This window comes from Mycobacterium sp. AT1 (assembly GCF_002043095.1).
Classification (GTDB): domain Bacteria; phylum Actinomycetota; class Actinomycetes; order Mycobacteriales; family Mycobacteriaceae; genus Mycobacterium.
In genome coordinates this window covers 125,965-140,732 of the sequence record NZ_MVOC01000010.1, presented here as the reverse complement: position 1 = coordinate 140,732, position 14,768 = coordinate 125,965, and the positions used below count along the sequence as shown (strand labels likewise).

13 protein-coding genes and 1 pseudogene are annotated in these 14,768 nt (G+C 68.7%); 9 read left to right on the top strand and 5 right to left on the bottom strand.

Annotated elements, in window-relative coordinates; all coding sequences use genetic code 11:
* Positions 1-13: 13 nt before the first annotated feature.
* Positions 14-1,519 (bottom strand): NAD(P)/FAD-dependent oxidoreductase, encoded by a 1,506-nt coding sequence (locus B1790_RS06000; RefSeq protein WP_079922291.1) that lies wholly within the window; start codon positions 1,517-1,519, stop codon positions 14-16.
* A 121-nt stretch (positions 1,520-1,640) separates the two neighbouring features.
* On the opposite strand from B1790_RS06000, the gene B1790_RS05995 reads away from it, so the two are divergent.
* Complete coding sequence (locus B1790_RS05995; protein WP_079922290.1) at positions 1,641-2,993, top strand: flavin monoamine oxidase family protein; 1,353 nt, start codon at positions 1,641-1,643, stop codon at positions 2,991-2,993.
* Here B1790_RS05995 and B1790_RS05990 read toward each other — a convergent pair.
* Together B1790_RS05990 and B1790_RS05985 are read right to left on the bottom strand one after the other, a co-directional pair.
* The gene (locus B1790_RS05990; RefSeq protein ID WP_079922352.1) at positions 2,983-3,903 is read right to left on the bottom strand and encodes an alpha/beta fold hydrolase; all 921 of its coding nucleotides are present in this window, start codon (positions 3,901-3,903) and stop codon (positions 2,983-2,985) included. The genes B1790_RS05995 and B1790_RS05990 overlap by 11 nt on opposite strands.
* Before the next feature lie 99 nt (positions 3,904-4,002).
* A complete protein-coding gene (locus B1790_RS05985) occupies positions 4,003-5,100 on the bottom strand; it encodes an NAD(P)-dependent alcohol dehydrogenase (RefSeq protein ID WP_079922289.1) in 1,098 nt (365 codons plus the stop codon).
* A 22-nt stretch (positions 5,101-5,122) separates the two neighbouring features.
* On the opposite strand from B1790_RS05985, the gene B1790_RS05980 reads away from it, so the two are divergent.
* Positions 5,123-6,097 carry an NADPH:quinone oxidoreductase family protein gene (locus tag B1790_RS05980; RefSeq protein ID WP_079922351.1) on the top strand — a complete coding sequence of 325 codons (975 nt, stop codon included), beginning with the start codon at positions 5,123-5,125 and terminating at the stop codon, positions 6,095-6,097.
* Here B1790_RS05980 and B1790_RS05975 read toward each other — a convergent pair.
* A complete protein-coding gene (locus tag B1790_RS05975; protein ID WP_079922350.1) occupies positions 6,081-6,374 on the bottom strand; it encodes a hypothetical protein in 294 nt (97 codons plus the stop codon). The two genes, B1790_RS05980 and B1790_RS05975, sit on opposite strands and share 17 nt — an antisense overlap.
* A gap of 148 nt (positions 6,375-6,522) precedes the next feature.
* Here B1790_RS05975 and B1790_RS05970 point away from each other — a divergent pair, with 148 nt between their 5' ends.
* The 7 genes from B1790_RS05970 to B1790_RS05940 all read left to right on the top strand — a co-directional run bounded on the left by B1790_RS05970 (position 6,523) and on the right by B1790_RS05940 (position 13,554).
* Positions 6,523-7,383 carry an ABC transporter substrate-binding protein gene (locus tag B1790_RS05970; RefSeq protein ID WP_142271061.1) on the top strand — a complete coding sequence of 287 codons (861 nt, stop codon included), beginning with the start codon at positions 6,523-6,525 and terminating at the stop codon, positions 7,381-7,383.
* Positions 7,380-8,207 carry an amino acid ABC transporter permease gene (locus B1790_RS05965; RefSeq protein ID WP_198951925.1) on the top strand — a complete coding sequence of 276 codons (828 nt, stop codon included), beginning with the start codon at positions 7,380-7,382 and terminating at the stop codon, positions 8,205-8,207. Before B1790_RS05970 ends, B1790_RS05965 begins: the two co-directional genes overlap by 4 nt.
* The gene (locus B1790_RS05960; protein WP_079922287.1) at positions 8,204-8,953 is read left to right on the top strand and encodes an amino acid ABC transporter ATP-binding protein; all 750 of its coding nucleotides are present in this window, start codon (positions 8,204-8,206) and stop codon (positions 8,951-8,953) included. Before B1790_RS05965 ends, B1790_RS05960 begins: the two co-directional genes overlap by 4 nt.
* A 69-nt stretch (positions 8,954-9,022) precedes the next feature.
* Complete coding sequence (locus tag B1790_RS05955; protein ID WP_079922348.1) at positions 9,023-9,820, top strand: DeoR/GlpR family DNA-binding transcription regulator; 798 nt, start codon at positions 9,023-9,025, stop codon at positions 9,818-9,820.
* Positions 9,817-10,923 (top strand): galactose-1-phosphate uridylyltransferase, encoded by a 1,107-nt coding sequence (gene galT, locus B1790_RS05950; RefSeq protein ID WP_079922286.1) that lies wholly within the window; start codon positions 9,817-9,819, stop codon positions 10,921-10,923. The genes B1790_RS05955 and galT overlap by 4 nt, the downstream gene beginning before the upstream one ends.
* On the top strand, positions 10,920-12,026 hold the full coding sequence (locus B1790_RS05945) for a galactokinase (RefSeq protein WP_079922285.1): 1,107 nt from the start codon (positions 10,920-10,922) through the stop codon (positions 12,024-12,026). The genes galT and B1790_RS05945 overlap by 4 nt, the downstream gene beginning before the upstream one ends.
* Positions 12,027-12,126: 100 nt before the next feature.
* Complete coding sequence (locus B1790_RS05940; protein ID WP_158083770.1) at positions 12,127-13,554, top strand: PE-PPE domain-containing protein; 1,428 nt, start codon at positions 12,127-12,129, stop codon at positions 13,552-13,554.
* Between the two features lie 24 nt (positions 13,555-13,578).
* Here the strand turns inward: B1790_RS05940 and B1790_RS05935 are convergent.
* Positions 13,579-14,726: pseudogene (locus B1790_RS05935) on the bottom strand (serine/threonine-protein kinase).
* Positions 14,727-14,768 lie beyond the last annotated feature (42 nt).

Here is a 14,768-nt window from a genome sequence, read left to right as displayed (position 1 = left end):
AGACCGAAGGGGGCTAAGCGGTCTGGGCCCGGTCGGTTTCGGGTTTCCGCGTGGTCTGCGCGGGGGCACGACCGAAGACCATCGATTCCTCGACGCGGTCGAAGCGGTGGTCGAGGATGTCCAGCACGTAGTTGTGCCGCACGTTCCAGGGCCGGCGAGTACCCGACTTGGGCAACGCGTGTGGGGCGCGCTGGATGTAGCCGGCCTTCAGGTCGAACGTCGGCTTCTCCTGCATCGGCACGCCACCCAGATGCGGATAGGCGTGCGTGTAACCACGAGAATCCATGTAGGCCAACAACTTCGCCACCGCGCGGGCGGTCATGTCGGCGCGCAACGTCCACGACGCGTTGGTGTAGCCGATGCACCACGCCATGTTGGGCACGTCCTCGAGCAGATATTCCTTGTAGACGAAGCGATCGGTGGGCGCGATCTCGTTGCCGTCGACGACGATGCGGACGCCGCCGAGCGCCTGCAGCTGCAACCCGGTGGCGGTCACGATCACGTCGGCGTCGACGCGCTTGCCGGACGCGAGCACGATGCCGGCGGCGTCGACGTGGTCGACCTGGTCGGTCACCAACTCCACGCGGCCGTCGCCGATGTGGTCGAACAGATCGTGGTCCAACACCAGACACATCCGTTGGTCCCACGGGTCGTAGCGCGGTTTGAAGTGCCGGTCCACGTCGTAGCCCTCGGGCAGCGCAGCGATGGTCCGATTCCTGACCAGCCACCGACCGAACTTGGGGGCCTTGCGGAACATGACGTACGACAGCACCGAGAAGGCGGCGTTGCGGGCCCGCACCACACTGTGAGCCAGCTTGAGCGGCAACACCTTCCGAATCGCGGCCACCATCGGATCGACCCGCGCCATCGACATCATGTACGTCGGCGAGCGCTGCAGCATCGTGACGTGGGCTGCTGTCTTGGCGAGCGCCGGAACCAGGCTGATGGCCGTCGCCCCGCTGCCGATCACGACGATTCGCTTTCCGGAGTGGTCCAGCGACTCCGGCCAGAACTGGGGGTGCACCACCTCGCCCGCGAAGTTCTCGAGGCCGCGGAATTCGGGCCGGTACGGCGTGTCGTAGTCGTAGTAGCCGGTGCCGAAGAACACGAAGCGCCCCCGGTACAGCTTGTCCGAGCCGTCGGACGTCGTCGTGCGCAACGTCCACGTGTCGGTGGACGAGTCCCACTCCGCGGAGGCGACGCGGGTGTCGAACCGGATGTGTCGGTCGATGCCGTGGTGTCGGGCGGCATCGGTGAGGTAGTCGCGGATGTCACCACCGTCGGCCACGTTCTCCGGTCTGGTCCAGGGCTCGAAGGGCAGGCTCAGGGTGAAGATGTCGCTGTCCGACCGGATTCCCGGGTAGCGAAACAGGTCCCAGGTGCCGCCGATGCGTTCGCGGCGCTCCAGGATGGTGTAGCTGAGGTGGGGGTTGCGTTGGTGAATGCGGTACGCGGCGCCGAGTCCCGAGATGCCGGCGCCGATGATCAGCACGTCCGAGTATTCCGCCTGGTCGTCCATTGAAAGCCTCCTTGGTCCTGCCGCGTACCGGCCCCACGATAGGGGTCCGCCTCGAAGTGCGTCGGCGATCCGGCCGCCCGAACGATGCCGTCTCGAGCCTCGCACGTGAGAGCCTGGTCACGTGACCAATCCACAAGGTCCTGACGTCGTCGTCGTGGGTGCCGGTTTTGCCGGGCTGACGGTCGCTCGCACTCTGAAAGCACTTGGTCACGACGTCGTCGTCCTGGAGGGACGTGACCGGGTCGGCGGACGGTCCTTCACCTCCGCGGTCGCCGGTGTGCCGGTCGACCTCGGCGCCACCTTCGTCGGACCGACCCAAACCGCAGTGCTCGCGTTGGCCGCCGAACTCGGCTGCACGACGGTTCCGACCCACAACGTCGGCAAGAACCTGATCCGCTGGCGCGGCCGGGTCAGGTCCTACCGCAGCACCATCCCGAAGCTGTCGATCCTCGAACTGCTCGACGTGTCGCGCATTCAGTGGCGATTCGAGCGCCTTGCCAAGCAGGTTCCGCTCGGAGCGCCGTGGACGGCCCCCGCGGCGCATCGACTCGACCACGAGACCGTCGAGGGATGGCTGCGGTCGGTCCACGCGGGCAAGAGCACCAGGGACCTCATGGCGATCATGACGCGGGTGACGTGGGGCTGCGAGCCCAACGAGGTGTCAATGCTGCACGCCGTGCACTACATCAAGGCCGCCGGGGGCATCGGGCCGATGCTCGACGTCAAGGGCGGCGCGCAGCAGGACCGCTTTCCCGACGGCACCCAGCAGATCGCGGTCCGCATGGCAGAGGCACTCGGCGATCGCGTCCGACTCGACAGCGTCGTCGAACGCATAGAGCACGACGGGTCCGGCGTCACCGTGCACACCGCCGCCGGGGCGGTCACCGCGCGCGCCGTGGTCGTCGCGGTCCCACCGGCGCACCGGGCCGCCATCGCGTTCGAGCCCGGCCTACCTGCCGGATACGCCGAGCTGGCGAAGAACTGGCCGCTTGGCAATCTGAGCAAGGCGTACGCGGCTTACGAGACGCCGTTCTGGCGCACCGCAGGCCAGTCGGGCGAGGCCTTGTCCGACGACGGTTCGGTGTTCATCACGTTCGACGTCAGCCCTGGCGACGGCGGCCCCGGCGTCCTGCTCGGATTCACCGACGCGCGCAGCTTCGACCCGCTCGAACCGCAGGAGCGCCGGGCCCGAGCCCTCGAGTGCTTCGCGGGCCTGTTCGGCGAAGCTGCCCGAAACCCGGTCGACTACGTCGACCACCGGTGGAGCGCCGAATCCTTCGCGCCCGGTGGTCCGACCGCCGCGGTGCCGCCCGGGTCGTGGACGACCTACGGACACAGGCTGCGCGAACCGGTCGACGGCATCTTCTGGGCGGGTACTGAGACCGCCGACGAGTGGACGGGTTTCCTCGACGGGGCGGTGCGATCGGGTCGGCGCGCGGCCGCCGAGGTCGCCGGTTACCTGGCTACGAACTGATCCGGCGCTTCTCCGCAGTCGACTCGACCAGTTGGCGTAGGAGCTGGTTGACCTCGTCGGGTTGTTCAAGGATGCCGCAGTGGCCGCCGGACAGCTCGACGAAGGACGCCAGGTTGGGCGCATCGGCGGCGATGCGGCGCGACGACCCGACGGGCAGCAGACGGTCGTCGCGGCTGCCGATGACGAGCGTCGGCACGGTCAGGTTCCGCAGCGAGATGTGTTTCGGTCCAAGGGAGTCGACCAGCACCCTGGCCCACCCGCCGCGACCCGCAGGGGGCGTCTGCGCGAACAGGTCGAAGACGAAGTCCGCGATCGCCGGATCGGCATGGCGGCCAACCGCCAGCGCCGCGACGAACCGTCGGCTTTGTTGAACCGAGCCCGGCACCAAGGGTGCGGCGCCCAGTCTCTTCAGCAAGAGTCCCGCCGCGCGCACCCGGCCGCCGACCAATGCCGGTGGGACGGGCAGGAAGTTGACGTTGCGCAGTAGATCCCCGGTGGTCGTGTTGATCAAGGCGACGGCGTCGGCGCACTGCCGGACCCGTTGGGGGTAGCGCTGCGACCACGACGAGATGGCGATACCGCCCATCGAGTGACCGGCGATCACGGCACGCTCGCCGGGCGCCAACGTCGCCGCCAGCACGGCGTCGAGATCGGCGGCGAGGAAGTCGAGGCCGTAGCCGTTCCGCCGCCCGCGCAGCGGAGGAACGCCGCTTCGACCGTGGCCACGGTGGTCGTAGGCGATGACCTTGTGATCCCTGGAGAGGTCGGCGATCTGGTTGGCCCACACCCTGATCGCGCACGTGATGCCGTGCGCCAACACGATCGGGTAGCCGTCGTCGGGGCCGAAGACCTCGGTGTGGATCCTGGTCCCGTCCGCCGAGTGGACCTCGACTACCCGGCCCGGTGGCATCTCGTCGAGTACCGCCAGCCGCCTCGAGCTCGTCTTCACGTGCGCTCCGATCTCCGCGGCACCTTTGCCGACGGCGGGAGAATTGTAGCCATCGCCACGTCAGCGCGGCATGGTGAGCACCGGTTTGATCGCCGTGCCCGACACCGCGGCGGCCCACGCGGCGCCGAAGTCGTCGAACGCGAACCGGGTGACCAGGTGCTCCAACGGCAGCTCGCCGCGCCGGGTCAGCTCGGCGAGGTACGGGATGAACACGTGCGGGTCGCTGTCGCCCTCGACGACGCCACGTACCCGAAGTCCCTTGGCCATGATCAGGCCGACCGGCAGCTCGGCGGTCAACGCGCCGAGGCCGACGAGTGCCAGTGTGCCGCAGGATCGCAACGCCGCCAGCGCGGTGGCGATGACCGAGGGCAGGGCGGTGGTGTCGACGGCAATGGTAGGCCCGCCGCCGGTCAGGTCGGCGAGGTGCGCCGCGACGTCGCCATCGGTCGGGTCCAGGACCGCCGTGGCACCCAATTCGGTTGCCACCAAACGCCGCTCGGCGTTGGGGTCGACCGCCACGACGGCGCGGCAGCCCGCAATCCTGGCGCCCATCACGGCCGAGAGGCCCACGCCGCCCGCGCCGAACACGACCACCGCGTCGTCGGCACCGGCAGAAGCGGCGTTGAGCACCGTGCCGACGCCGGTCTGCACGCTGCAAGCCAGCGGCGCCGCCAGCGCAGGGTCGAGCGGTTCATTCAGCGCGACGGTGTTGGACGGCCCGGCAAGGACGTGCGTTGCGAGGCTGGATTGACCAAAGAAGCCGCCCCGCAGCGGAATCCCGCCGAGCCGAAGGGCGCTGGTGTCGTCGGCCCGGTCACCACGCATGTTCAGCGTGGTGGCGTGGTCGCAGTACGCGGGTCTCGCGGCGACGCAGTTGGGACACCGGCCACAGCTGGCGAAGGTGAGCACCACCTGCCGACCAGCCTCGACCCGAGCCTGAGGCCCCGTCTCGACGACGGTGCCGACGCCCTCGTGCCCGAAGACCATCGGCAGCTTGCGTGCGGGCCAGCGCGCCGCGACGCTGACGTCGGTGTGGCAGATGCCGACGGCGTCGACCCGGACCAGCACCTCCGCGTCGACTGGCGCCCGGACCTCGACGTCGACCAGTTGGGGCTCGGATTCCTCGGTGAGCAGTACGGCCGCTCGTGCGTTCGTCACCGGGCGATGTTAAATGGTCACGATGCGCGCCATTCAGATCCCGCGACTCGACGGACCACGGGCAGCGGAGCTCGTCGAGATCGACGAACCCGAAGCCGGCGACGCCGTCCTCGTCGACGTCCACGCCGCGGGGGTCGCGTTTCCCGACGCCCTTCAGACCCGCGGGCTCTATCAGCACCGCCCCGAGCTGCCCTATGTGCCGGGTGCCGAGCTCGCCGGCGTCGTGCGCAGCGCCCCGGCGGGCGCCCACGTCGTGGCGGGTGACCGGGTCGCCGCGCTGACGATGCTCACCGGTGCGATGGCGGAAGTCGTTGCGGTACCGGTAGATCAGGTGTTCAAGCTGCCCGACACGGTGTCCTTCGAAGCGGGCGCCGGCCTGCTGTTCAACGATCTGACGGTGCACTGCGCCCTTCGCACCCGCGGCCGCCTGGTGGCCGGCGAGTCGGTGCTCGTCCACGGTGCGGCCGGCGGCATCGGCACCTCGACGCTGCGCCTGGCGACGGCGTGGGGCGCGTCGCGCACGATCGCCGTCGTCAGCACAGCGGACAAGGGCGACGTCGCGCGGGCGGCGGGCGCCACCGACGTCGTACTCGCGGACGGTTTCCGCGACGCCGTCAAGGAACTCACCGAGGGCCGCGGAGTCGACGTGGTCGTCGACCCGGTGGGTGGTGACCGGTTCACCGACTCGCTGCGGTCCCTCGCCGCGGGCGGCCGACTGCTCGTGATCGGCTTCACCGGCGGCGACATCCCGACGGTCAAGGTGAATCGCCTGCTGCTCAACAACGTCGACGCGGTCGGCGTCGGCTGGGGAGCCTGGGCCATGACCCACCCCGGTTACCTTGGCGAGCAGTGGGCCGAACTGGAGCCACTGCTCGCCTCCGGCGCGGTGACGGCCCCCGCGCCCGTCGTCTACCCGCTGGAGCGGGCCGCCGATGCCATCGCCTCGCTCGAGGACCGCTCCGCTCGAGGCAAGGTCGTCGTCACCCTTCGTTCGTGACGGACGGCGTTCCCTCGGCAGCGGTGCGGAGGTGCTTGGCCCGCTGAAGGAAGATCACGGCCATGGCGGCAGAGACGATTCCGACGACGCCCCAGAGCACGAACGAGAAGATCAGCGAGCCGAAGAATCCGCTGAACGTCACGGCCACGTACGTCAGCCAGATCAGCCGGTAGGCGCACCACGCCGCGATGACGGCGTTGGTGATGCCGATGATCAGGCTGCGCTGGCGGTCGAAGCGGTTGATCTGCTCTTCGATGGCGGCGGGAAGGGTGATCATGGTCGTGTTGCCTTTCGTGGGGCGGGCCTCGGTGGCCTCGCCGGTGAGATGAGTACACGGCGTCCGCCGGGCTACCGATCCCAACAATCGGCACTTGCGATGATCGGAAGGTTGGCGCGCGCTCGCCAGGTGCGCGATGATGCCGCCCATGCGCAATGTGTCGAGTGTGGTGTCCGTGCTGGCCCTCGTCGGTCTGGCTGCGGCCACGGCCTGCGCCCCCGCCGACGAGACGGCGCCGGGCAGCTCGACCGCCGCGGCGTCGGCGGCCCAGTGCACCAAGGACTCCCTGCCGACCCTGAAGAAGGGGTCGATCGCCTTCGGCACCGATCAACCGGCGTACCCGCCGTGGTTCGTCGACGACGACCCGTCGAACGGCAAGGGCTTCGAATCGGCCGTCGCCTACGCCGTCGCCGGCAAGCTGGGCTACGCGCGTGAGGACGTGACGTGGGTGCGGGTGCCGTTCAACGCGGCCATCGCCCCTGGTCCGAAGACGTTCGACGCCAACCTCAACGAGTTCTCGATCACCGACGACCGCAAGCAGGCCGTCGACTTCTCCTCGCCGTACTTCAACGTGACCCAAGCGGTCGTCGCCCTGAAGTCCTCCCCCGCAGCGGGAGTGAAGGACGTCGCAGGCCTCGAGGGGCTCAAGCTCGGCGCGCAGGTCGGCACGACCAGTTACACCGCCGCGAAGGCGGTCGACCCGGACGTGGCGGTGTTCAACAACAACGACGACGCCAAGGCGGCGTTGTCGAACGGCCAGATCGACGCGTTGGTGCTTGATCTGCCGACCGCCTTCCAGGTGCAGGCCGAACTCGCCGACGGCGTCATCGTCGGCCAGCTGCCGGCGGGCGAGGAGAAGGCCGAGCAGTTCGGCATCGTGCTCGACAAGGGCAGCCCGCTGACGGCGTGCGTGTCCAAGGCAGTCGACGACCTCGGCAACGACGGCGAGCTGTTCAAGCTGCAGAAGACGTGGCTCACGGGCGCGGGCAACGCACCGGTTCTGTCGTGACCACGGCCGCCCTGGATCGGGTGGCCTACCGGCAGTCACGGGCCCGACGGTCCACGCTGATCGCCCTGGTGTCCACCGTCGTGTTCGCGGCGGTGCTGCTGCTGGCGGTGACGTCGTCACCGGGTTGGCCCCGAGTTCGCGAGTCGTTCTTCAACCTCCGGATCGGCTGGGAGAGCCTGCCGGCGTTGTTGGAGGGCCTGTGGCTCAACGTGCGCGTGCTGATCGTGTGCCAGGTGCTGATCCTGATCTTCGGACTCGGGCTGGCTGCGGTGCGCACCCTCCGCGGCCCGGTGTGGTTTCCGTTGCGGGCGTTGGCAACCGGTTACGTGGACCTTTTTCGTGGCCTGCCGCTGCTGATCTGTTTGTATCTAGTCGGCTTCGGTCTGCCCGGGCTGCGTTTGTCGGGCCTTCCGACCAATCCGGTGCTCCTCGGCGGTCTTGCGCTGGTCTTGATCTACTCCGCGTACGTGGCGGAGGTGTTCCGCGCCGGAATCGAATCGGTGCATCCTTCGCAGTTGGCGGCCGCCAAATCCCTTGGGCTGAACCATCGCCGGACCATGCAGCTGGTCGTCCTGCCGCAGGCGACCCGCCGGGTGACGCCCGCCCTGCTCAACGACTTCGTGGCCCTGCAGAAGGACTGCGGGCTCATCTCGGTGCTCGGCGCGGTCGACGCCGTCCGCGCCGCGCAGATTTCGGCCGCCACCACCTACAACTTCACCCCGTACGTCGTCGCGGGTCTGCTGTTCGTGGCGTTGGCAATCCCGTCGGCCCGGTTGGCCGACTGGGCGGCGAAACGCGTGGCGACCCGGCAGGGTGCGCTGTGACCGAACCCCAGCCGGTGTTGTCGGTCCGCGGCCTGACCAAGGCGTACCACGATCGCCCCGTCCTCCAGGGCGTCGACCTCGACGTCGCCGAGCATCAGGTCGTCGTGCTGATCGGGGCGTCCGGATCCGGCAAGTCGACGCTGCTGCGGTGTGTCGACCTGCTCGAGGACATCGACGACGGCCAGATCCTGCTCGACGGCCGGGACATCAGCGACCCGCGGGTCGACGCCGACGAAGCGCGTCGGGCGATGGGCATGGTGTTCCAGTCGTTCAACCTGTTTCCCCACATGACCGCGCTGGCCAACGTCGCGCTGGCGCCGCGGGTCGTGCACGGGTCCAGCCGCCGGGAGGCCGAGGATCGCGGCCGTGAACTGTTGGACCGGGTCGGGTTGTCCTCTCACGCCGGCGCCTACCCCGACAAGCTGTCCGGCGGTCAGCAGCAGCGGGTGGCGATCGCCAGGGCGTTGGCGTATGAGCCGCGGCTGCTGCTGCTCGACGAGATCACCAGCGCATTGGACCCGGAGCTCGTCGGCGAGGTGTTGACGCTCGTCGGGGAGTTGGCGAGCACCGGTCGCACGATCGTGATGGCCACCCACGAGATGGCCTTTGCGCGCGAGGTGGCCGACACGGTGTGCTTCCTCGACGGTGGCCGCATCGTCGAATCCGGCTCGGCTGCAGACGTTTTGACCAATCCGAAAGAGGATCGGACGCGCCAGTTCCTGCAGCGCTTCACCGGGGGTCGCTGACCGTCGCGCGCATGCGTTAGATTGTGTTCGTTAATGTGCGAATCCGTCTGACGAAGGGTGCTGCCGCCGATGCTGGCCGCTGAACGACAAGACGCGATACTGCGCGCCGTGCGATCGGATGGCTCCGTGCGCGTCGCCGACCTCGCCGACGAGCTCGCCGTCTCGGAGATGACGGTGCGCCGCGACCTGGACACCCTCGACGCCCAGCAGCTGCTGCGGAAGGTGCATGGCGGTGCGGTGTCGCGGCACCACCGCGGTGAGGAACCGCGCTCGGCACAGAAGGCAGGCCAGCAACAGGTGGAGAAGGCTGCCATCGCCGCGACCGCGGCGGCCACCATCACCGACGGTATGACGATCGCCATCGGGGCGGGAACCACCACCACCGAACTCGCCCGGCATCTGCGAGGTCGACCCTCGATCACCGTCGTCACCAACTCGGTCAACGTCTTTCGCGAACTCACCGATCCCTTGACCAATGGAGCGGACGGCTCCGACACCCCACTGGTCTATCTCAGCGGTGGGGTGCGGACCCCGTCGGACGCCCTGGTCGGACCGGTCGCCGACGCCGCGATCGCCTCGTTCCGCGTCGACGCCACCTACCTCGGCGTGCACGGCGTCGACCCCGACGCCGGACTCACCTCGCCGAACGTCGCCGAGGCCCAGACCAACCGCACTCTTATCGAGATCGGTGGCCGCCTAGTGGTGCTTGCCGACCACACGAAGTACCGGGAAGTGGGCGCCTGTGTGTTCGCTCGCCTCGACCACGTCCAGACCCTGATCAGCGACGACGGCCTGACCGCCGCCGACCGGGAACTGCTCGACAGCCGGGTCGGCGACCTCGTGATCGCACAGGTGCGCACACGGTGAGCGATCCGACTCCGAACCCCGTCCCGTGGCCCCTGGCCGACGGTCGGGAACTGCTGTTCTTCTCGCTGCCCGGCCACGAGCCCTCTCCGATCCCCGATCGGCGACCGCTGCCGCCTCGGGGCGACGCCCAATCGCAGGTGCGCTTCGACCGCCAGACAGGCCAGTGGGTCGCCATCGCGGCGCTACGCCAAGACCGCACCCATCTGCCGAGCGCCGACCAATGCCCGCTGTGCCCCGGTCCGTCGGGGACCACCAGCGAGGTGCCCGCGCCCGATTACGACGTCGCCGTCTTCGAGAACCGCTTCCCCAGCCTCTCCGGCGCCGACGGAAGGGAGTTCGCCCTACCCGACGTCGGCGTCGACGACTTCCTCAGCGCGCCGGGACATGGCCGCTGCGAAGTGATTTCGTTCTCAAGCAGCCACACCTCGTCGTTCGGCGAACTCACACTCCCCCACGCCCGCCTCGTCGTCGACGCCTGGCGCCACCGCACGGCCGACTTGATGAGCAGACCCGGGATCGAGCAAGTGTTCTGCTTCGAGAATCGCGGCGAGGACATCGGGGTGACGCTCACCCACCCGCACGGGCAGATCTACGGCTACCCCTACCTGACGCCGCGCACCGCGCACATGCTCGCCGAGGCGCGCGCACACGCACGGCGCCACGGCACCAACCTCTTCGCCGACATCCTGGCCCACGAGGTGGCCGCCTGCACCAGGGTGGTGGCCAGCAACGATCTGTTCACCGCGTTCGTGCCCTATGCCGCGCGCTGGCCGGTGGAGGTCCACCTGTACCCGAACCGGTTGGTGCGCAACCTGTCCGAACTCGACGACGCCGAACTAGACGCGTTCGCGGCGATGTACTGCGACCTCCTGAAACGCTTCGACCGGATGTATCCCAAGCCCCTGCCCTACATCTCGGCACTGCACCAGTATCGCGACACCGAAGCCCAGCGGGACGGGTACTTTCACGTCGAGCTGATGTCGGTGCGGCGCAGCGCAACCAAGCTGAAGTACCTCGCCGGGTCGGAATCGGCGATGGACGCATTCATCGGCGACGTGCTGCCCGAGACGGTCGCCGAACGTCTTCGGGGGCTTGCCTCGTGACCGGCGACATTCGCTTCTCCGCGCCGGGGCGGATCAACCTGATCGGCGAACACACCGACTACAACCAGGGTTTCGCGCTGCCGATCGCGCTGCCGGCACGCACGACGGTGACGTTCCGACCCGACGGCGGTGACGCGGTCGTGGTCCGCAGCGATCGAGAAGACGGCGAGGTGACGATCCCGCTGCACACCACCCCGGGTGACGTCACCGGTTGGGCCGCCTACGTCGCGGGCGTGGTGTGGGCACTACGGAAGTCCGGGCACCAGGTGGGTGGGGGCGCGATGTGGATCACCAGCGGGGTGGACGTGGGTTCGGGCCTGTCGTCGTCGGCCGCCCTGGAGTGTGCCGTCCTCGGCGCGCTAACCGCTGCGGCAGGGCTTCGGATAGACCGCACCGAGCAGGCCCGGATCGCCCAGCGGGCGGAGAACGACTATGTCGGCGCGCCAACGGGTTTGATGGACCAGTTGGCATCGCTGCGCGGCGAACCACGACATGCGCTGCTGATCGACTTCCAGGACGACACCGTGACGTTGGTGCCGTTCGATCCCGCCGCCGCCGGTCTGGCACTGATGCTGATCAACTCGAACGCCCCGCATCGGCATGTCGGTGGCGAGTATGCCGCACGACGCGCCTCCTGCGAACGAGCGGCCGCGGCACTCGGCGTCCGATCCCTGCGCGAGGTGCAGGATCGCGGTGAGGCCGTGCTCGTCAAGGTCACCGACCCGGTCGACGCGCGTCGCGCCCGGCACATTCTGACGGAGAACCAACGCGTCGCCGACGTCGTCTCGGCACTGGGCGATGCCGACTTCACTGCGGTCGGCCGACTCTTCGACGCCTCACACGCCTCGATGCGCGACGACTTCGAGATCACCACCGAGCACGTCGACCTGATCGCCGACACCGCGGTCCGGGCCGGTGCACTGGGAGCGCGCATGACGGGCGGCGGCTTCGGCGGATGCGTCATCGCACTCGCCGCCGCCGACCGGTGCGACGCCGTGGCGGAGAAAGTCCGGAGCACCGTGGTGCGGGCCGGGTATCACCCGCCGACGATCACGCTCACCCATGCCGGAGCTGGGGCCGCGCTGGAGCCGTCTGGTAGCTGAGCCGACGGCTTTGGGGCGGAATTCATACCATCGTGACGATTGGCGACGATGCCTTACGTGCTTCGGGGACGGACGCTATGGTCGACCGCGGGGGGAATACATGATTGATTTCGTCGTCCGAAGAAGAAGGATCGCCGTCGTTGCCGGGGGTGGCAGAAGGGGTCGGTGGTCACTGGCGGCAGTGGTGGTCGCGGCGGCACTCGCGGTCGCCGCTCCTGGCGCATTGGCATCCGCTCAGAACCGCATAGGCGTGAACGGCGGGCGCCCGAGCGAGTGGCCGATTTTGTCCGACATCCTCGACAGCCAGGGCCTGACCCAAGAGGGATGGCTCGACTTCGGGTCGCGGGTCGGCGAGAACTGGCTACCCGACACCAAGGGCAAGTCGGTTGCCCTTGACTATCCCGGCCAACTGGGGCTCGTGTCGGGACCCGGTGCGTTGACCACGGACCAGTCGACCAAACTCGGCCAGAAGTTGCTTCACCAGCTGATTCTGAACGAGCTGACGAAGGGTGAACCCGTCGCGGTGGCGGGCATCAGTGAGGGCACGCTCGTCGTCGAACGAGAACTCGCCTATCTGCAAAGCCTGTCGGCGAACGACGCGCCGTCGCGAGACGTGTTGACGTTCTACGTCTTCGGCGACATGTTGCGCGGCCTGGGCCAGATGTACCTGCCAGGGGTGACAGTCCCGTTCTTCGGGCAGACGTTCGGGCCCGTCCCGGAGACCCGGTACGACACCGTGGTCGTCAACGAGGAGTGGGACGGTTGGGCCAACCCGCCCGACCGACCGTGGAACCCGCTTGCCGTGATCAACGCGGTGATGGGCGCGGTGTACACCGTCAACGGGAAGAACGACCACTCCCAGACGGCGCTCGACAGCATGGACGACGCGGTCCTGGTGTCGCAGGTCAAGAGCGAGGCCGGAGGCACCACGAGCACGTACGTCGTTCCTCGTACCCAGCTCCCCATCACCAGGCCTCTGCTTCAACTCGGAGTGCCACGCAAGGTGGTCGACGAGATCGACAAGATGTTGATGCCGTTGATCAGGGCGGGCTATTCGTACATGACCCCGAATCTCGGGCCGCGCGTCGACCATGGGCAGCTGGTGTTCACTCCGCCCCCGCCTCCGCAGCTGCCCACGACCGCCAAGCAGCTGGACGCCGCGTCCGAGAACGTGGCGATCTCGGCGGCAAAGACCTCGACCGACCCCGACGAGACCACGAAGATCACCAAGGTCACGAAGCACGACCGGACGAGCGCCACCGGTGGCGCGAAACCCGTTGCGGCACCAACGGTTGGCGACACCGAAGAGTCCACCAAGATGGTGGCGACGCCAGCCAAGTCCGATGCGACCGTCGACGACTCGCCGAAGACGGTCAAGGGGTCACCCAGGACGAAGCCCAAGAAGGTGCGAGGGTCCGCCGACTCCGACGACGCACCCGAGGTTCGCACCACGGTGAAGCCGAGCGGCACGGCCGACAACAAGCCGAGCGGCACGGCCGACAAGCCCGACAGTTCGGACGCGGCGTAACCGCGGGCGACGTCAGGTAGGCCATCAGCCGCGGTTCTTCGGACCCTTGTCCTTGTCGTTGCCCCTGCCCGGCGGCGGGCCCTGCGGTTTGGGAGGTTCGACCGGTTCGACCGTGGTCGACGGGATCGGTTGCGGCGCAACGCTCGACGACGGCGGCGGTGGTGGCGTGGTCGACGTGCTGGTGGTGGCGGGGGCGTTCTGCGACGTGGGTTGCAGCGCGACGGCCAGCACGGTGATGACGAGCGCCACCACCACCCCAATCGTCGTCAGGATGGTCCGCCGCCGCGTCCACGATCGCGCGGGGCGCGCCGGGTATCCGCTGGACACGACCCGAGCGAACGGGGCAGTGAACACTCGCGTAATGGGCCGCCGGCCCGCGAGGGCCGCACGCATCTGATCGGCACTGGTGAAACGCGCACGGGGATCGTGTGCGATTGCGCGTTCGATCACCGCGGCGAGGGCGGGGTCGACGCCGACCTCCGACGTGAGCGGCACGTGCTGACCGTTCAGGATCGCAAAGGCAAGGGACTGAACGTCGTTCTGCGGGAACGGCGGCCGACCGGCGACGAGCTCGTAGCCGACGACGCCCACCGCGTACAGGTCGTCGGCCACCGATGACGGCGCCCCGGCCAAGCGTTCGGGACTCGTGTACGCCATGGTGCCGACCAGTTGACCCGTGGCGGTATGCCCGGCGTCACCGGTCTTGGCGATGCCGAAGTCGGCGACCTTGACGCCTCCTCCAGGCCGGAGGTGAGGATGTTCGCTGGCTTGATGTCGCGATGGACGACGCCGGCGCCATGCGCGACCGACAACGCGGCGAGCACCTCGTCGAAAATCGTGCGCACCCGCATCGGTGGTATCGGGCCCCGTCCAATCTCGTCCAGCAGTGTGCTTCCCGGCAGCCGCTCCATGACGATGTACGGGGTGCCGCCGTGGTGTCCGTAGTCGTGGACGGCAACGATGTTGGGGTGCGAGAGGCGCGCCGCGGCGCGGGCCTCCTCCTCGAATCGGGCCCGCGCGTCGGGCCGGGCACCCAGGGCAGGATGCAGCAATTTCACGGCGACCGCGCGACCCAGCCTGGTGTCCCAGCCGTCGCGGACCTCGGCCATCCCGCCGACGCCGAGCACGCCCCTGAGCTCATAACGCCCGCCCAGCCCCTCACTGCCGGCCACGAGACCAACGATAGCCTGGCGCGGACGACCCGATGAGGCAGG